This window comes from Bradyrhizobium sp. JYMT SZCCT0180, assembly GCF_018130165.1.
Taxonomy (GTDB): domain Bacteria; phylum Pseudomonadota; class Alphaproteobacteria; order Rhizobiales; family Xanthobacteraceae; genus Bradyrhizobium.
Genome location: NZ_JAFCLZ010000020.1, coordinates 139,207 through 156,349, shown reverse-complemented (window position 1 = coordinate 156,349; position 17,143 = coordinate 139,207). Strand labels below are relative to the sequence as shown.

15 protein-coding genes are annotated in these 17,143 nt (G+C 59.5%); 12 read left to right on the top strand and 3 right to left on the bottom strand.

Annotated elements, in window-relative coordinates; translation table 11 throughout:
* Window positions 1–123 precede the first annotated feature (123 nt).
* The 4 genes from rfaD (at window position 124) to JQ641_RS27435 (ending at window position 5,929) form a co-directional block, all read left to right on the top strand.
* Complete coding sequence (gene rfaD, locus JQ641_RS27450) at window positions 124–1,104, top strand: ADP-glyceromanno-heptose 6-epimerase (RefSeq protein ID WP_211998995.1); 981 nt, start codon at window positions 124–126, stop codon at window positions 1,102–1,104.
* Between the two features lie 18 nt (window positions 1,105–1,122).
* A complete protein-coding gene (rfaE1, locus tag JQ641_RS27445) occupies window positions 1,123–2,595 on the top strand; it encodes a D-glycero-beta-D-manno-heptose-7-phosphate kinase (protein ID WP_211998994.1) in 1,473 nt (490 codons plus the stop codon).
* Complete coding sequence (locus tag JQ641_RS27440) at window positions 2,592–3,848, top strand: O-antigen ligase family protein (protein WP_502754999.1); 1,257 nt, start codon at window positions 2,592–2,594, stop codon at window positions 3,846–3,848. Before rfaE1 ends, JQ641_RS27440 begins: the two co-directional genes overlap by 4 nt.
* A gap of 146 nt (window positions 3,849–3,994) precedes the next feature.
* Window positions 3,995–5,929 (top strand): SDR family NAD(P)-dependent oxidoreductase, encoded by a 1,935-nt coding sequence (locus tag JQ641_RS27435; protein WP_211998993.1) that lies wholly within the window; start codon window positions 3,995–3,997, stop codon window positions 5,927–5,929.
* Between the two features lie 3 nt (window positions 5,930–5,932).
* Here the strand turns inward: JQ641_RS27435 and JQ641_RS27430 are convergent, their stop codons facing one another.
* From JQ641_RS27430 to JQ641_RS27420, 3 genes are all read right to left on the bottom strand, one after another.
* On the bottom strand, window positions 5,933–6,964 hold the full coding sequence (locus tag JQ641_RS27430; RefSeq protein ID WP_211998992.1) for an MraY family glycosyltransferase: 1,032 nt from the start codon (window positions 6,962–6,964) through the stop codon (window positions 5,933–5,935).
* A gap of 266 nt (window positions 6,965–7,230) precedes the next feature.
* The gene (locus JQ641_RS27425; RefSeq protein WP_211998991.1) at window positions 7,231–7,521 is read right to left on the bottom strand and encodes a hypothetical protein; all 291 of its coding nucleotides are present in this window, start codon (window positions 7,519–7,521) and stop codon (window positions 7,231–7,233) included.
* Window positions 7,522–7,651: 130 nt separating this feature from the next.
* Window positions 7,652–8,953 carry an O-antigen ligase family protein gene (locus JQ641_RS27420; RefSeq protein ID WP_211998990.1) on the bottom strand — a complete coding sequence of 434 codons (1,302 nt, stop codon included), beginning with the start codon at window positions 8,951–8,953 and terminating at the stop codon, window positions 7,652–7,654.
* 538 nt (window positions 8,954–9,491) lie between these two features.
* Between JQ641_RS27420 and JQ641_RS27415 the strand changes: the two genes are divergently transcribed.
* The 8 genes from JQ641_RS27415 to JQ641_RS27380 all read left to right on the top strand — a co-directional run bounded on the left by JQ641_RS27415 (window position 9,492) and on the right by JQ641_RS27380 (window position 17,125).
* Entirely contained in the window at window positions 9,492–10,196 is a 705-nt protein-coding gene (locus tag JQ641_RS27415; protein ID WP_349628629.1) for a winged helix-turn-helix transcriptional regulator, read from the top strand.
* Window positions 10,193–10,708, top strand: a complete 516-nt coding sequence (gene nusG, locus JQ641_RS27410) for a transcription termination/antitermination protein NusG (RefSeq protein ID WP_211998989.1) — start codon at window positions 10,193–10,195, stop codon at window positions 10,706–10,708. The genes JQ641_RS27415 and nusG overlap by 4 nt, the downstream gene beginning before the upstream one ends.
* 135 nt (window positions 10,709–10,843) lie before the next feature.
* Window positions 10,844–11,785, top strand: coding sequence for a Gfo/Idh/MocA family oxidoreductase (locus tag JQ641_RS27405; protein WP_211998988.1), 942 nt, complete (start codon window positions 10,844–10,846; stop codon window positions 11,783–11,785).
* On the top strand, window positions 11,782–12,372 hold the full coding sequence (locus tag JQ641_RS27400) for an acyltransferase (protein WP_211998987.1): 591 nt from the start codon (window positions 11,782–11,784) through the stop codon (window positions 12,370–12,372). Before JQ641_RS27405 ends, JQ641_RS27400 begins: the two co-directional genes overlap by 4 nt.
* 25 nt (window positions 12,373–12,397) lie before the next feature.
* Entirely contained in the window at window positions 12,398–13,327 is a 930-nt protein-coding gene (locus JQ641_RS27395; protein ID WP_211998986.1) for a class I SAM-dependent methyltransferase, read from the top strand.
* A gap of 93 nt (window positions 13,328–13,420) precedes the next feature.
* Window positions 13,421–14,248, top strand: a complete 828-nt coding sequence (locus JQ641_RS27390; RefSeq protein WP_211998985.1) for an ABC transporter permease — start codon at window positions 13,421–13,423, stop codon at window positions 14,246–14,248.
* A 21-nt stretch (window positions 14,249–14,269) separates the two neighbouring features.
* The gene (locus tag JQ641_RS27385) at window positions 14,270–15,586 is read left to right on the top strand and encodes an ABC transporter ATP-binding protein (protein ID WP_211998984.1); all 1,317 of its coding nucleotides are present in this window, start codon (window positions 14,270–14,272) and stop codon (window positions 15,584–15,586) included.
* A gap of 63 nt (window positions 15,587–15,649) precedes the next feature.
* A complete protein-coding gene (locus JQ641_RS27380; RefSeq protein ID WP_211998983.1) occupies window positions 15,650–17,125 on the top strand; it encodes an ABC transporter ATP-binding protein in 1,476 nt (491 codons plus the stop codon).
* The last annotated feature ends 18 nt before the right edge of the window (window positions 17,126–17,143 follow it).

The window sequence follows — 17,143 nt, the reverse complement described above, 5'->3', positions numbered from 1 at the left end:
GGTAACCGCTCCACACCGGCAGGTAAAGTCGTCCCCGCGGTCTTCACCACGGCCCACAACCCAAGTTGCCTGCCGGGCAGGACTGGGGCAAAGCTGGCGCCGCACAATCAGGCAGGGGACGGCATGTTACTGGTGACCGGTGGCGCCGGTTTTATCGGATCGAACGTCGTGGCCGCGTTGAACGACGCGGGCCGCACCGACGTAGCCGTGTGCGACATCCTCGGCCATGACGGCAAATGGCGTAATCTGGCCAAGCGCCAGCTCGCCGACTTTGTCCCGCCGGCGGAACTGATGGACTGGCTGAAGGGCCGGCGGCTCGACGCCGTGATCCATCTCGGGGCCATTTCCGAGACGACCGCGGCCGACGGCGATCTCGTCATCGAAACCAATTTCCGGCTGTCGATGCGGCTGCTCGACTGGTGCACCGCGAACGCGACGCCGCTGATCTATGCGTCCTCTGCGGCCACCTATGGCGATGGCGAGCGAGGCTTTCGCGATGACCAGTCCGTGGAAAACCTGAAAAAACTTCGGCCGATGAATCTGTACGGCTGGAGCAAGCATCTGTTCGACATGGCGGTGGCGGAACGCGCCGCGCGCGGCGAGCGGTTGCCGCCGCAATGGGCCGGGCTGAAATTCTTCAACGTGTTCGGGCCCAATGAATATCACAAGGGCATGATGATGAGCGTGCTGGCGCGGCGCTTCGACGACGTCAAGGCCGGTCGCCCCGTGCAATTGTTCAAGTCGCATCGCGAAGGCATTGCAGATGGCGATCAGCGCCGCGATTTCATCTATGTCGACGACGTCGTTCGCGTGATGATATGGCTGCTGGCGACGCCTCATGTCAGCGGTCTGTTCAACGTCGGAACCGGCACTGCCCGCAGCTTTCGCGACCTGATGCTTGCGGCGTACGCCGCGCTCGGCGCCAAACCGAACATTGAGTATGTCGACATGCCCGAACAGATCCGCGGCAGCTATCAATATTTCACCCAGAGCGAAGTCGATCGGCTGCAGCACGCCGGATATAACGGCGGCTTCACGGCGCTGGAGGACGCGGTCGACGCCTACGTGAAGGGTTTCCTCGACCGCACCGACCGCTTCCGCTGACGGGCTACAGGTAAAGATATGTTCGATTTTGATGCCCTGTCGTATGCCCTTGCCAGCCGGACCGTGCTGTGCGTCGGCGATCTCATGCTGGACGAGTTCGTCTATGGCGAGGTCTCCCGGATTTCGCCGGAGGCTCCCGCTCCTGTCATCGCGGTCCAGCGCAGCGAAACCAGTGTCGGCGGCGCCGGCAACGCCACGCGCAACATCGCCTCGCTCGGCGCGCGCTGCATTTTCGTAGCTTTGGTGGGTGAAGACGAAGCGGGCGCGAAACTAAGGGCCGAGCTTTCGCGGGAAGAGCGGATCGAAGCCGTGCTGGTTTCCGATCCCGGCCGGCCGACAACGCGAAAAGTGCGTTTCGTCTCCGAGCATTTTTCGACCCACATGCTGCGCGCAGACTGGGAACTGGCGCAGCCGGCGGCGCCCGACATCGAGCAAAAGCTGATCGACGCCATCCTGCCGCAACTCGCCCGCGCCGATATCGTGCTGCTGTCCGACTACGCGAAGGGCGTGCTGACGCCGCGTGTGATCCGCAATGTCATCGACGCCGCCAAGAAACTCGGCAAGCGCGTGATCGTCGATCCCAAGAGCGCCAATCTGGCGATCTATCGCGGCGCGACGCTGCTGACGCCCAACCGCAAGGAATTCGCCGCTGCGACCCGCACCCGCGCCGACACCGAACAGGGCATTGCGGATGCCGCCCAGGATGCGATGTACTTGGCCGATTGCGAAGCCATACTGGTGAAGCAGAGCGAACGTGGCATGACGCTGGTCGTGCGCGGCGGCGGGGTAATCCATGTTCCGGCGCTTCCCGTCAAGGTGCGCGACGTCTCCGGCGCTGGCGACACGGTCGCCGCCGTATTGGCCCTGACGCTCGCCGCCAACGCCGATTGGGAGACCGCGCTGCGGATGGCGAATGCTGCCGCCGCCGTTGCGGTCGGCAAGAAGGGCACCGCCACCGTCACGCCCGCCGAACTGCGGCGAAAAATCCTGCCGCATGCGTCGCTGGCGGCTGAGGAAAAAATCGTGGCCGCAGGCGGCGACCTCGACGTTCATCTGGTGGAATGGCGCAAACAGGGCCTGCGCGTTGGTTTCACCAATGGCTGTTTCGACATCCTGCATCCTGGCCACGTCAAAGTGCTGACCGCGGCGCGCGGCGCCTGCGACCGCCTGATCGTCGGATTGAACAGCGATGCCTCGGTCAAGCGGCTGAAGGGCGAGGGGCGCCCGATGCAGGACGAACGCGCGCGCGCCGAAGTGCTGGCGGCGCTGGAGGCGGTCGACCTCGTCGCGATCTTCGAAGAGGATACGCCGATCGACCTGATCGCGCGCGTGAAGCCGAGCGTGCTGGTCAAGGGCGGCGACTATACCCGCGAGCAGGTCGTCGGCTACGAGGTCGTCGAGGCCTGCGGCGGCGAGGTGTTGCTGATCGATATCCTGCCCGGACACTCTACGACCTCGCTGGTCGACCGCGCCCGCGGGGGCGCAGCGTGAACGCCAGGACGGCCACTTCGCCGGCAGGCCAGGCGCTGCCGGTCTGGCGCGATCCCGCCCGGTGGATGAAAGCCGCCGATATTTTCGCGGTGCTGATCGCGTTCTCGCTGCCCTGGTCAACCTCGCTGGTCGGCATCTTTGCTGTGATCTGGCTGCTGGCGGTCGCGCCGACGCTCGACTTGAGGCTTTTTCTGCAGTCGCTGAAGCGGCCGATCAGCGCGTTGCCGATCGCGCTGTTTCTGCTGGCGCTGGTCGGGACGCTTTGGTCCGACGCGCCATGGGACGTGCGCAGGTATGCCCTCAGTCCCGCAACGAAGCTCCTTGTACTGCCGCTGCTGTTCTATCATTTCGAACGCTCGGCGCGCGGCATGTGGGTGTTGGTCGCCTTTCTGGTCTCCTGCACGCTGCTGATGGTGATGTCCTGGCTGGTCCTGATATATCCCGGCCTGACACTCAAACCGGAGGGGGGCGACCGCGGTATTTTCGTCAAGAACTACATCGACCAGAGCCAGGAATTCGCACTGTGCGCGGTCGTACTCGCTTATCCCGTCATCACGCTGTTGCGGGACAAGAAGTTCTGGAAGGCATTGCTGCTGATCTCGATTGCGGCAAGCCTGCTCGCCAACATGGCGTTCGTCATCGTGTCGCGCACCGCGCTCGTCACCATGCCGGTTATGCTCGCGGTATTCGCGCTGATGCACCTGAAGTGGCGGACCAACGTCATCCTGTTCCTGGCCACGATCGTGCTGGGCGGGCTGGCGTGGATCGCCTCGCCCCAGTTGCAGGCGACGACGGACAGGTTCGCGCGAGAGTACCGGTTGTACAAGGAACAGAACCAACCGACGTCGCTCGGCTTGCGGCTGGTATTCTGGGAGAAGTCGCTGCGGTTTTTTGCCGAGGCGCCGATCATTGGACACGGGACCGGATCGACGCGGAGGCTGTTCGAGGCCGCCGCCACCGGTCCCGCGGGACTTGTCCAGCGCGAGGTGATCGGAAATCCGCATAACCAGACGCTTAACGTCGCGGTCCAATGGGGTTCCGTCGGGGTCGTCCTCTTGTATGCGATGTGGCTTTCGCATCTGCTGTTGTTTCGTGGCGAAGGCCTGGTGGCCTGGATCGGCCTCATGGTCGTCCTGCAGAACTTCTTCAGCTCATTGTTCAACTCGCATCTGTTCGATTTCCACGAGGGCTGGATGTACGTGCTGGGTGTCGGAGTGGCCGGCGGCATGATACTGAGGGCCAAGGATAATTAAGGGTGGAAGCGCGATGCCGGCGTCCACAGGCTGACAGGTCAGCGATTCAGGGGATCAGCAACACCGGCCGTAAACGCTGGTTTGGGTGATCGAGATGAGCTATCAGCGGGTTTGACGTTGCGGGACAGGTTTAGTTGATCAAGAGCATGACGCGTCTTTCCCAATTAACGCTGCGGAACCTGCTGATCGCAGTGCATGATGCGCTTGCGACCGGCGCAGCGTTGTTTGCCAGCTTCTTTCTCCGGTTCGAAGGCGACATGTTCTACGATCGCCTGCCGTTGCTGCTGCGCATATTGCCTTTTTTCGTCGTATTCAGCGTTGTCGTTTGCTACTTCTCCCATCTCACCACGACGAAGTGGCGGTTCATTTCGCTGCCGGATGCGCTGAACATCCTGCGCGCGGCGACGATTCTGACGCTCGCGCTCGTGGTGCTCGACTACGTGTTCGTCGCGCCGAACGTCCTCGGCACGCCTGTCGCGCCGAACGTGCCGGGTGCGTTCTTTATCGGCAAGATCACCATCATCCTCTACTGGTTTCTCGAGGTGTTCTTCCTGAGCGGATTGCGGTTCGCCTATCGGTATTTTCGTTATACGCGCGCGCGGCTTCATGCGAAGGCCGAGAACGCCTCACCCGCGCTGCTGGTCGGCCGCGCTGCGGACGCCGAGATTCTGCTGCGTGCTATCGAGAGTGGCGCCGTCAAACGCATCTGGCCGGTCGGCGTGTTGTCGCCGTCGCCGGCTGATCGCGGGCAGTTGATCCGCAACATTCCGGTGCTGGGCGGCATCGACGACATCGAGGATGTGATTCGCGATTTCGAGGCGCGCGGCAAGCCGATCGCGCGCCTCGTGATGGCACCATCGGCGTTCGAGCCGGAAGCGAGGCCCGAGGCGGTACTGATGCGCGCCCGCCGGCTCGGCATGATCGTCAGCCGGCTGCCGTCGCTGGAAAGCGGAGAATCGCCGCGGCTGACCACGGTTGCCGTCGAGGACCTGTTGCTGCGTCCGAGCGAGGCCATCGACTACGCGCGGCTCGAAACCCTGGTGAAGGGCAAATCCGTCATCGTGACCGGCGGCGGCGGGTCGATCGGTTCGGAAATTTGCGAACGCGTAACGACGTTCGGCGCCTCGCGGCTGCTGGTGATCGAGCATTCGGAACCGGCCCTCTATGCGATCACCGAAGCGCTGGTCGAGAGCGGAACCACCGCCGAGATCGACGGCCGGATCGCCGATATCCGGGATCGCGAGCGGGTCATGCGCCTGATGATCGAGTTCAAGCCGGATATCGTGTTCCATGCCGCCGCGCTCAAGCATGTGCCGATCCTCGAACGCGACTGGAGCGAGGGGGTCAAGACCAACATCTTCGGCTCGGTCAATGTTGCCGACGCAGCGCTGGCCGCCGGCGCCAAGGCGATGGTGATGATTTCGACCGACAAGGCGATCGAGCCGGTCTCGATGCTGGGCCTGACCAAGCGCTTTGCCGAAATGTACTGCCAGGCGCTGGACCATGACCTGGCGACGCAGTCGGACGGCAAGCCGCGGATGCGGCTGATTTCCGTGCGGTTCGGCAACGTGCTGGCGTCGAACGGATCCGTCGTGCCGAAGTTCAAGGCGCAAATCGAGGCGGGCGGTCCGGTCACGGTCACCCATCCGGACATGGTCAGGTATTTCATGACCATCCGCGAGGCCTGCGATCTCGTGCTCACGGCCGCGACGCATGCGATGACGCCGGCGCGTCCCGATGTTTCGGTCTATGTGCTCAACATGGGACAACCGGTGAAGATCGTCGATCTCGCCGAACGCATGATCAGGCTGTCCGGCCTGCAGCCCGGTTACGACATCGAAATCGTCTTTAGCGGGATGCGGCCGGGAGAACGGCTGAACGAAATCCTGTTCGCCAGCGAGGAGCCGACCATCGAGATCGGTGTGGCCGGCATCATGGCCGCCAAGCCCAACGAGCCGCCGATGCAGGTGCTGCGCAAGTGGCTCGCAATACTGGAAGAAGCGATCGCGAGAGATGATCGTGCCACCATCAGTGCGGTGCTCAAGGACGCGGTTCCCGAATTCGGATCGACGGCGGCTTGAGCGCTAGCGCGGGCCGGTCTGCGCAACGCGCGCCTGCGAAAACTGAAACAACACGGCCGCAACACCTAAAGCCCCAAGCGCCAGCATCGTCAGATCGATGCTTCTTGAGGAGGCGGCGATCGTCGTCATCGCCAGGCCAGCCAAGCCGAGGTTGAGCAGGAACACGCGGGCGACGACCTGCGTGACGCTGAACCCGTTATCCGTCGCGCGCTGATAGAAGTGCGATCGATGAGCGTCCCAGAACCGTTCGCCTTTAACCAGCCGCCGAAACAAGGTGATCGTCGCATCGGACAGATAATAGAGCGGGAGCAAAATGGCCGCGGCGAGGTGTTGACGGGATGCCAGTTCAAGCAGGCACCAGCCGGTGAGCAGGCCGATCGGCAGGCTGCCGACGTCGCCGAGGAAGAGTTTGGCCACGGGCCGGTTGAACGGCGCGAATCCCAACAGGGCGCCTGCGAGCCCGAGCGCGATCGGCAGTATGTCCGCGGGAGCCTCACCCAGGAGCGCGATGGCACCGAGCGCGACAGTCATCGGAACCATCTCGGCAACCGTCATCCAGTCAAGACCATCCATGAAATTGACGAGATTGATGAACCAGAGCATCCCCAGCACGATCAATGCCCGTTCGATCGCAACGGGGATGATCTCGAAGAATCGGATTTGTGGCGGAAGGGCCGTGAACAGCACCACGACCACGGCCAGTTGAAGCGTCAGACGGGGAAGCACCGGGATCGGGCGAAGATCGTCGACCATGCCTACGGCAGCGAGGCAGAAAGCTGCAGCAAGCACGATCAGAACGGACGTTCCTGAAGCGGTCGAGCCAGACAAAACTGTCAATGCCGCACCGATGGCGGTAGCGGCAATGACGGCCAACCCCCCGCCCTGGGGCGTCGGCGTCACATGCGACGATCGCGCATTCGGCCTTGCGAGCGCGTAGCGTTGCAGCAGGGGACGCAGCGCCACAATCAGAATCGTACATATCATCGCGGCCGTGGCCGCGATTGCCAGCGATGTGGTCGGTGCGAGGGCGGTCATAAGAGCATAATTGGCGATTGTCCGATTTTTGGTATCGATGACCTAGCAGGTGAACCGGGCCACAAGCTCGACAATTCGCATCCCGGATGGGAGCACTGTGAGCAGCACAACCGCGGCCAGCTGCAAGGCGAGCCGCGGGATAACCGGAATAGGTCTGAGATCGGTAGCGATCATGAAAGTCCGTCAGCGGCAATATCCAGCCGCAAGGCATATAGGGAGGCTGCGCGTAGATCAATCGACGAAGAGCGAAGGCATCGCAGAGGTGGCTACCGCTTCAATAACGTGTCCATGAGACGGCGATAAGAGCCGAGGGCAATTTCGCTGGTATGGTGCGAAGCAATCTCTACCGCCCGATAGGCTTTCCGTGCCGTGCTGCCCGAATTCGATGCGGCCTCGGTGATCGCAGCAGCAATTGCCACGGGATCTTCGGGAGGCGCCACCCAGCCGACGTCTTCTGCGCGGATTATTTTCCGGCTCATGTCGCGGCCGATTACCACTATGGCGTCGAACCAACGGAAGATGGTCTTATTCGCGGACCGGAACCCACGGGTCAGCATCGACGACACTCCCAGAAATCCGGCCATCACCAGGGTGTCGGGATAAAGATCGTAGATGATCAGGGCGGAGCCGGCTTTCTTGTGCCCGAGCAGCTAGCGCGAACCGCATATGGCAAGGTGAATGGCGTCGTCACGCATTACGCACGCGTCGATCTGGAATCGCGGGATTTTCAAGCCGTCTCATGGCTATGATTCCAACGGTAAGTCCGAAGAAGAATAGCAAACTGTATGAATAGGCAAATGCGCCGGAAAGCGCGGTGCCCGCAAGATTGAATACGTATAGCGCGATCGCGGATCTTTCTGCGGATGAAAACAGGCTCCAGCGGCTAATGGCGGCCGCCACGGGAAACAGGGTAATGATGCAGAATAACAGCAGGCCGACAATTCCGGTTTCATAAAGTAGTTCGAGGTGCAAATTATGGGGATAGTGTTTGGACCCTTCCGCTTTGCGAAGTAACCAATCGGGCGCACCAAAGCCGTCATTCACCGGGAACATGCCAACGCCGCGGCCGAACAGAAGCCGATCAGGTTCCGCCAAGATGCGCGCTGCCGTTCTGGCCCAAATCTGTATTCGGAAGCCCGGTCTAGGATCCTGAATTTCCCGAATGGTACGAGAAATTGCATCTCCCGCATTCGGATCGACGGCCTTGTCCCCGAGCGCCTGCTGATAGAACCAGCTCGATGTAACTCCGGCTACGATCACGACAGCGATAACGCCAAACGCGACTTGCTTCCTTGAACGCACCCAAAGAGGTGCGGCGACCAGGAAAAGTAGACTGCATACCAGTGCTACCAGCGCTCCCCTGGCTGCAATGTGAAACATGAACAGGAGAACCAATGGCAACGCGCAGAATGCGAGAACGCGCGCTGTTCGATTTGAGCTAAGTCCAAGCGCTGCAAGCGCGGCCAAGCAGAGCACAGTTCCAATGTTCTGGTGAAAGGTGAGATAAACTGCCGACTCACCAACACCAAACACATCATGAATGAAGCCATCCCGCATCAGGTCGCCAAATCTGACGACATGCTGCGCGATGAACATCAAATAGACAGCGCCGGCGGCCGCGAGCGTCCATAATACCCAGACCACGGCGCGCGCAGCGGCAAAGCCGAAAATCATGAACAGTGCGTGAAAAATCAGAATTCCCAGCAGATGGGTTACGGGAACCAAAGGCAGGGAGTGGGTTAGAAAATTGATGATGATCGCGGTGTAAAACAGGCCCAGAGCGACAATGATTTCTGTTATGTTGCCTGCCGCTGCGAAAGCCCGCCGCCAGCTCATCGCGATCAGTCCGCAACCGATTGCGACAGAAGCCGAGAATATTAAAGTGGATCCGATCAGGTAGAAGGGCACGAACACCTTGGCGAAAGCTGCGACGGTGACGGCGATCGATGTCCACTTCGCGAGGTCTCGGCTCTGGGACTTACCCAGCATGGCATTCTCTCGGAATCGGCAGCTTGCCCCTGCATGCAGGTGATTGTGGCCTTATGCCGGATCGATGCTCCGTTGAACAGCTAAAATGTCGTCGTGCACATCGACCGGTCGAGAGCAGTCACGTCGGCTCCGCGAGCCGTGGCACGTTCCGCGACGACGCTCCGAGAAAACCGGCCATCACCAGGGGACGGGATAGAGATCGTAGATCGATCAGGGCTGAGCCGGTTTTTCTTGAGCCAAGTAGCTAGCGCGACCGCTTATGGTAAGGATTGGCGTCGTCACGCAGAGAGGGGGACATCTAGGACTCCACGTATTCTTCAGTGCAGCGGAGAACATTCCGATGGACAACAACACGGACGCGATCGACCGCGAAACCAACGTGGATTTTCCTGGCCTCTAGCTCTTGATCGCCTAATTCTTCTTCGTACACAGCGGGCCACCTAGCGAGTGATGGTAGTCTGGAGTTGACGCGGTTCCATCTCATTGATTTCACGACGAAATATCCCGATTATTTAGTCGCTTGAAGTTTGTTCATCGCGTGAACAAATCGCTTGACGTTCACGGCGTGAACGCGCTAAAGCGCGCTCGATTGCGGGGGGCCAAATTGCGTACGCTACCGAGCGAAAGCGGCGAAGACGAACGGATACTGTTGGGTTTGCTCAGTTCGGTGGGGGACGGGGCGAGTTCGCAGCGGCGAATCGCGTCGGATCTCGGCATCGCGCTCGGCCTCGTCAACGCCTACCTCAAGCGCTGCGTGCTCAAGGGCTATGTCAAGGTCAGCCAGGCGCCAGCTCGCCGTTATGCGTATTACCTGACTCCGCAAGGCTTTGCGGAAAAGTCTCGCCTGACGGTGGAGTATCTCACCTATTCCTTTTCGTTCTTCCGTGAGGCCAAGGCAGATTGTGCGCGGGCTTTTGCAACGGCGAAAGAGCGCAATCTCAAAAGTCTCGTGTTGTGTGGCAAATCCGACTTGGCGGAGATCGCAATTCTTTCCGCTGCCGATTCCGAGGTGTCCGTCGTAGCCATCGTTGATGCGAGCGCTGACGAGACACTGTTTGTCGGCATACCTGTTGTCGATGGGTTTGATCGCGTTTCCGTACCGTTTGATGCGGTTCTGATCACGGACCTTGTTGGCGCCCACCGCGTCTTTCACGAAGCGACCGAGCGCTATGGTGCCGATCGTGTGCTGGCTCCGCGGCTGCTCCGGCTGCACACCCCCCAACGCGTGGAGGGCAAGCAATGACGATGGCACCCAACGCGCTCTGGTACGTGGTTCAAACGCAGGTCAATGCGGAAGCAAAGGCCGCGCGCAATCTCATACGTCAAGGATTTGAAATCTATCTGCCGCGCTATCTGAAGCGGCGCAGCCATGCACGCAGGATCGACAAGGTCGCAGCTCCGCTGTTTCCGCGTTACATGTTTGTGCAAATGGACATTGCCACGCAGCGGTGGCGGTCAGTTCAATCAACATACGGTGTCTCGAACCTCGTGCAGAACGGTTCCGATCCCGCGGCGGTTGCCGCTCAGGTGATCCATGCGCTAAAAGCGCGCGAAGACGCGAGCGGTTATGTGACGCTGGACCAACGCGCGAAATTCGCGATCGGCGACAAAGTTCGCGTGCTGGCGGGTGTTTTTGCTGAGAATCTCGGGCTTTTCGACGGCATGGCCGATCGCGATCGCATCGCAATCCTGCTGGAGCTCCTGGGACGTAAGGTTCGGGTTTCGCTGGAGGCGGACCTGGTCGCTGCGGCCTGACGGTCGCTACAGAACGAGTATGCGCGATATCGCGCGTGCTGGCGTGAGATTTGCCGGTGGTCTGGTGACAGTTCGAGTCACCCGGACTGCGGTAGCTTGAGAATATCCATCTCGAATGCTTGCAGTGAGGCCGTGATGTTATCCTTTGCATTGATTGGGGCCGCCGGGTACGTGGCGCCTCGGCACATGAAGGCGATCCATGCCGTGGGCGGCGATCTCAAGGTCGCTTATGACCCGAATGATTCCGTTGGCATCCTCGACAGCCATTTTCCGGATGCGAATTTCTTCACCGAGTTTGAGCGGTTCGACCGCCATATCGACAAGCTTCGCCGTCGCGGCGACAAGATCGATCACGTGTCGATCTGCTCGCCGAACCATCTTCACGATGCGCATTGCCGTTTCGCGTTGCGCTCAGGCGCCGACGCGATCTGCGAGAAGCCATTGGTGCTCAATCCCTGGAACATCGACGGCCTGGCCGAAATCGAGCGGGACACCGGCCGCAAGATATCGACCATACTGCAGCTTCGGCTGCACCCCGCGATCCTGGCGTTGCGCGAGAGATTTGCGACCAGCAACAAGCGGCACAAGGTTGAGCTCTCGTACGTCGCTTCGCGCGGGCGCTGGTATTACGCGTCGTGGAAGGGCGAAGATGCGAAGTCCGGCGGGGTCGCCACCAATATCGGCGTGCACTTCTTCGACATGCTAAGCTTCATATTCGGCAATGTGAAACGCAACGAGGCCTATCTCCGCGAGCCGGAGCGCGCGGCCGGATATCTGGAATGCGCGCGCGCCGATGTCAGCTGGTTCCTCTCGGTCGACCGCAACGATCTGCCGGGCGAGGTGCAGGGCAAGAAAACCACCTTCCGCTCGATCACGGTCGATGGCGAGGAGATCGAATTCTCCGAAGGGTTCACCGACCTGCACACGCGAAGCTACGAAGAAATCGTCGCCGGTCGCGGATTCGGGCTCGACGAAGTGCGGTCCTCCATCGACATCGTCTCGACCTTCCGAAGCGCGCCGATCACTTCGGGCCGCGAATGGCGACATCCCGCAATGCGCAAGGCTGCCGCGAAATGAGCGAGATGCGCGAAGACCCGCGCTTTCCCGGCGCGCTGATCCATGCCTCGAGCTATGTGGACGAAGGCGCGATCATCGGCCGCGGCACCAAGGTCTGGCACTTCTGCCACGTGTTGGCCGGCACCGTGATCGGGGAGGACTGTTCGATCGGGCAGAACGTCATGATCGGCCCGCGCGTGAAGGTCGGCAATGGCTGCAAGATCCAGAACAATGTCTCGCTCTATGACGGTGTCGAGCTTGCCGACGACGTGTTCTGCGGCCCGAGCTGCGTGTTCACCAACGTCAACAATCCGCGCGCCAATGTCTCGCGCAAGGATGAATTCCGTACCACGCCGATTGGTCGTGGCGCCTCGATCGGCGCCAACGCAACCATCGTCTGCGGACACGCGCTCGGTGAATACTGTTTCATCGGCGCGGGTTCGGTGGTGACAAAGGACGTGCCGGCGTTTGCGCTGATGGTCGGCAATCCGGCGCGCAGGATGGGCTGGGTGAGCCGTGCGGGCGAGCGGCTGGGCAGCGAACTCGTGTGCCCGAGAAGCGGGGAACGCTATCATCAGGCCGCTTCGGGCTTGCTGCAGTTAGTCTGAAACACGCATAGTAGGCAGGCTGAAGATGCACAGGATCCTATCGTCGATTTCTGCCCGGCTCGCGCGTCCCGAGCCCGCCCCGACGGCGGCGGCGTCGGCGGCGGCGATGTCGTCGGCGGAGTACTGGTCGCAGTACAAGGTCGATTCACCGTCTTCGATCTTCGACTCGGTCGACGCCTCGCTTCGGCACTATGCGTGGCGTAACGCGCAGTATCCGGGCTACATCGAGCTGATGCCGGTCGACAAGGCCGATGGTCTCACGGTGCTTGATTTTGGCTGCGGCCCAGGCAACGACATTGTCGGGTTTGGGCATTTTAGCAAAACAAAGAAGCTCTTTGGTGCGGACGTGTCGCCCCTCGCGCTGGGGTTCGCCCGCCGACGCGCGGCGTTGCACAATATCGGCGCCGAATTTGTTCAATTAAATGAGGCTCGTATTGGTCTTCCGCTAGCGGATAGTTCGGTCGACCTCATTCATTCTTCCGGAGTTGTTCATCATACACCGGACCCGGTCGGCATTCTGCGGGAGCTCAAGCGGGTTTTGCGGCCCGATGGTCATATGCAGATCATGGTCTATCATCGCGACTCGATCTGGATGCATCTCTACGTCGCGTATGTGAGAATGATCGTGGAGGGCGAGGGCGCGGCTTTTGACCGGGCGACGGCATTTCGGCGTTCGACTGACGGGCCGGACTGTCCGATTTCCAATTGCTACACCGTGGCTGAATTCATCGCGCTTACCGCGCAGGCCGGTTTACGCTGCGAATTCGCCGGCGCTTCCATGTCATTGCTTGAAATGAAGTTGCTAAGCCGTCGATTCGAGGCAATCGAAAGCAAGGTATTCGACCCCGAAAGTCGCGATTTTCTCTCCAGCCTGACGTTCGACAATCGGCAATGGCCGTATCACAACAATGCTGTTGCCGGCATCAATGCATGCTTCCGCCTCTATCACGCCTGATCCGATAGATGATCGCTTTGCCGAACCTGTGGCGAAGCGACCGAGCCAATCACGACATCCCCGTACTGTGCGACAAACCGCGATAGCCATTCCATGATTTCCCAATCTGCCGACAGGGGCCTGACCGGCTTCCTGGTTGCCCCGCTTGTTCGATGCCTGCGATTTCGCGGGATTCTGGCTCGAACGACTCTGGTGGAGCTGCGTAATACATACGCTGGCTCAGTCCTTGGTTTGTCGTGGCTCGTCGTTGGCCAAGTCTTCATGCTGAGCATCTACGCGCTGACTTATACGGTCATTTTCAGGGTCAACCCGGAGACGATGACCGTTGCTGACTATGTGCTTTACGTGTTCTCCGGACTGGTTCCGTATATGACTTTCGCCGCAGCGATATCGGCCGGAGCAGGTGTACTGACCAAGGACCGGCAGTTGCTTCTCAACACGGTATTTCCATCCGAATTGCTCCCGGTGCGTGCGGCGCTCGTGGCCAGCGCGGGGCTTCCGATCGGTGTAACGATCCTCATCGTTATTGCGCTGGCGCTCGGCAAGTGGAACGCAACGCTCCTGCTGGTGCCCTTCGTGATGGTCCTTCAATTCATGTTCCAGTGCGGACTTATCTGGCTCCTGTCCCTGCTCACGCTGGTCGTTCGCGACGTGCAGTTCATGATTCAATATGTGATGATGGTGCTGTTGATAGCTACCCCGATTGGCTACACGGTGGATATGATGCCGAGAGCTCTCAAGGTTATGGCGTATGCCAATCCCTTGTTCTATTTCGTGACCTGGTATCAGGACCTCATCGTAATGAACAAGCTGCCGAGTCTCCCAATCGTCGCCGTAACGATCGTCATGAGCGTAATGGCATTTGCCATGGGGTTTTGGATTTTTGAGCGCGCCAAAACGACGTTCTTCGACTACGCGTAGTTCCTTGCAATGACAAATCTCTTGAACGATAGCTCGGCCGTCCCGACGGAGGACTCCGAAGTCGTGCTGGCGTTGCGCGGCGTGAGCAAGTCTTACCCGCTTTACGCCAGCCGCACGGATATGATTCTGGACAGGCTCGGCGCACCTCGCTTCTTGTTACGCGAAATTCCCGACTTCTACGCGCTGTCAGACGTCAATCTCACGGTGAGAAAGGGCGAGCGTATCGGTGTCGTCGGCAAGAATGGCGCGGGCAAATCTACGATGCTCAAGCTCATCACCGGCAATTTCAGGCCGACCACGGGGCAGGTGGAAGTACGTGGCACCGTGCAGGCGCTGATGCAGGCAGGACTTGGCTTCAACAACGCGGCAAGCGGCTACGACAACATTCGCTCATCGTTGAGCTTCAATGGGCTCGAGGGTTCCGAATTCGAGGCTGCGGTTGATGACGTCTCTGAATTTGTTGAGCTCGGTGAATTCCTTCATCAGCCGATATCGACCTATTCGCAGGGTATGCTGGCGAGGCTGCAGTTCGCGACCGCGACAGCAATCAAGCCCGATATCATGATTGTCGATGAGGTAATGGGCGCTGGTGACGCCTATTTCTCCGCAAAATGCGCGCGCCGCATGTACGACTTAACAAGGTTCGGATGCAGCCTGCTTCTCGTGTCTCATTCACCGCAACAAATCATCCAATATTGCGACCGGGCTGTTTGGTTGCACGACGGGCGGATTCACTATGAAGACACCGCCAGAAAGGTCGTGGCAGCGTACGAGGTCTATATGGAGCGTCTGTCGCAAGCTGCCATGACCGGAGCGCGCGTCAGCGACATTTCCGCCGATGACGATGTACTTACGCCTCTCGATGACGGGAAGAAGGTCTATCGCTGGCCCGGGCGCCCAGGATTGCAGGTTTCGGGGTTCTCTGTGACCTCGGAACAGAAGGTGGTGACTGAAGTAAGGCCCGGAGCGCAGTTGCAGGTCGAACTGTTGCTGGATGTTCAGGAGGCCGGACGCTACGGCTGCATTTATTATGTCGGATTTTGGACGAGTGAGGGGCACCGGATCTGTCGCGCGGAAAGTCCGATCGATTTTTTCGATGCTGAAGCACCGTTGCTGCGAAAAGTTCGCGTCGATCTTTCGCCTTTTCCTCTAGGCGAAGGAGAGTATCTGATGTCGTTGTCCATTTATGATCGTTTGAATTATTCGACCACAACCGCCGGGACGCTTTGTCGATTTGACACGTTAATGCGCTGCTACGAGTTGAAGGTCGTGGATGATCGACAAGTACGTGCCCAGTCGTACCCGTTGGCGAACTGGAAGTTTGCGGAAGCCGTCTAGGCCGCCGGCAACATCGACAATCGAAAAAAGTACGCTCCCTTCAGGTTTACTGCAGCTCCACAAGTGACAAACGCAATTCAATTTAACGGTGTTAAAAAGGCGTATCGTCTCTATTCGTCTTTTAACGAAGCCATAATTGACCGGATAGGCCTCTATAAGCTGCGGTTCTGGCGGCCGCTGCCTACATTCGTGGAGTTCGAGGCTCTCCGAGGCATCAGCTTCACCGTCTTGCAAGGCGAGAGGATCGGAATTATCGGCCGAAATGGTGCCGGAAAGACCACTTTGCTTAAGCTGGTAAGCCGTAATTTTGCGCCCAGCAACGGCACAGTGACTGTCACGGGCTCCGTTCAAGCGATAATGCAGGCAGGTCTCGGCTTCCACAACGAGTCTACCGGCCGCCAGAATGTTGAAGCGTCCCTGATCTACAACGGCCTTGATCGCGCGGCATCAAAAGCGGCGATGGCAGACGTGGAGGACTTTGCTGAACTGGGAGCTTTCTTCGATCGGCCGATATTGACCTACTCTCAAGGTATGGTTGCCCGGCTCCAGTTCGCGGCTGCGACGGCTGTGCGTCCGGACATCGTTATCATCGATGAAGTGCTGGGCGCAGGCGATGCGTATTTCTCGAATAAGAGCGCCGCCCGGATGCGTAAACTCGCTGCGTCGGGCGCGACACTGTTGATCGTTTCGCACGGGCTCGGGCAAATTCGCGAATTCTGCAATCGCGTCATCTGGATGGAGAGGGGCGAAATTGTCGCCGACGGCGCGCCGGACGAAGTTATCGATGCATATGAGAATGCCATCCAGAAACGGGTTAAAAATCAGGGACTGGCCGTTGAGCTGGTTAAAGATCAGGGACTGACTGTCGAGCCGGTTGAGGATCAGGGACCGCCGGTTGAAGCGGTTGGAGATCAGCCTGTTGCATCGAACGACTGGGCGGCGCAACTTGTCTCACGCGTTCAATTGAGAAAGAACATTCTCGCGCAAGAGATCATCAGCTCCCGTGATGAAAATGAGAGACCTGATGTTCTATCCAATGGGGCGACGGTCTTTCGCTTTGCGTCGGACAAGGTTGTTCGCATCACTAACCTCGAGCACAAAGATGCTGACGGCAATCGAGCGGTTGTCGCAGTTGGAACAAATTTCGAGCTGAAGATATCGCTCGGTTGCGAGCGGGCCGGCGCATACAGTCTCAAATACGTTGCGATGATTTACAGCGTTAACGGAAAGCGCGTGGCCTCCTTCGAAAGTCCGCTCGATCGTTTCACGTTCGATGACGACGCTGAACGAGAGGTAACGATGTCGATTTCGCCGCTCCCGTTGGGTTCGGGAGAGTATCTCCTCTCGATCGGAGTCTTCGATGTCAGTGTTCACAGTCAATTTACGGTCGAGAATCGTCTCGACTACGTTTCCAGGGCTTTTTGTCTGAAAGTTGCTGACACCAACGATAGCGATCCGCCAGCGCTTCTCTACGCTGGGGCCTGGCTGTTGGGTGACGCAACAACTGCGGTTTCTCCGCAAATCGACGGTAGAATTTGAGTTCCAGCATGAGGATAG

What these genes read in the sequence shown, in the direction of transcription:
- rfaD (WP_211998995.1), top strand. Translation starts at nt 124, where the DNA reads ATGTTACTGGTGACCGGTGGCGCCGGTTTTATCGGATCGAACGTCGTG.
- rfaE1 (WP_211998994.1), top strand. Translation starts at nt 1,123, where the DNA reads ATGTTCGATTTTGATGCCCTGTCGTATGCCCTTGCCAGCCGGACCGTG.
- JQ641_RS27435 (WP_211998993.1), top strand. Translation starts at nt 3,995, where the DNA reads ATGACGCGTCTTTCCCAATTAACGCTGCGGAACCTGCTGATCGCAGTG.
- JQ641_RS27430 (WP_211998992.1), bottom strand. Translation starts at nt 6,964, where the DNA reads ATGACCGCCCTCGCACCGACCACATCGCTGGCAATCGCGGCCACGGCC.
- JQ641_RS27425 (WP_211998991.1), bottom strand. Translation starts at nt 7,521, where the DNA reads ATGCTGACCCGTGGGTTCCGGTCCGCGAATAAGACCATCTTCCGTTGG.
- JQ641_RS27420 (WP_211998990.1), bottom strand. Translation starts at nt 8,953, where the DNA reads ATGCTGGGTAAGTCCCAGAGCCGAGACCTCGCGAAGTGGACATCGATC.
- nusG (WP_211998989.1), top strand. Translation starts at nt 10,193, where the DNA reads ATGACGATGGCACCCAACGCGCTCTGGTACGTGGTTCAAACGCAGGTC.
- JQ641_RS27405 (WP_211998988.1), top strand. Translation starts at nt 10,844, where the DNA reads ATGTTATCCTTTGCATTGATTGGGGCCGCCGGGTACGTGGCGCCTCGG.
- JQ641_RS27400 (WP_211998987.1), top strand. Translation starts at nt 11,782, where the DNA reads ATGAGCGAGATGCGCGAAGACCCGCGCTTTCCCGGCGCGCTGATCCAT.
- JQ641_RS27395 (WP_211998986.1), top strand. Translation starts at nt 12,398, where the DNA reads ATGCACAGGATCCTATCGTCGATTTCTGCCCGGCTCGCGCGTCCCGAG.
- JQ641_RS27390 (WP_211998985.1), top strand. Translation starts at nt 13,421, where the DNA reads ATGATTTCCCAATCTGCCGACAGGGGCCTGACCGGCTTCCTGGTTGCC.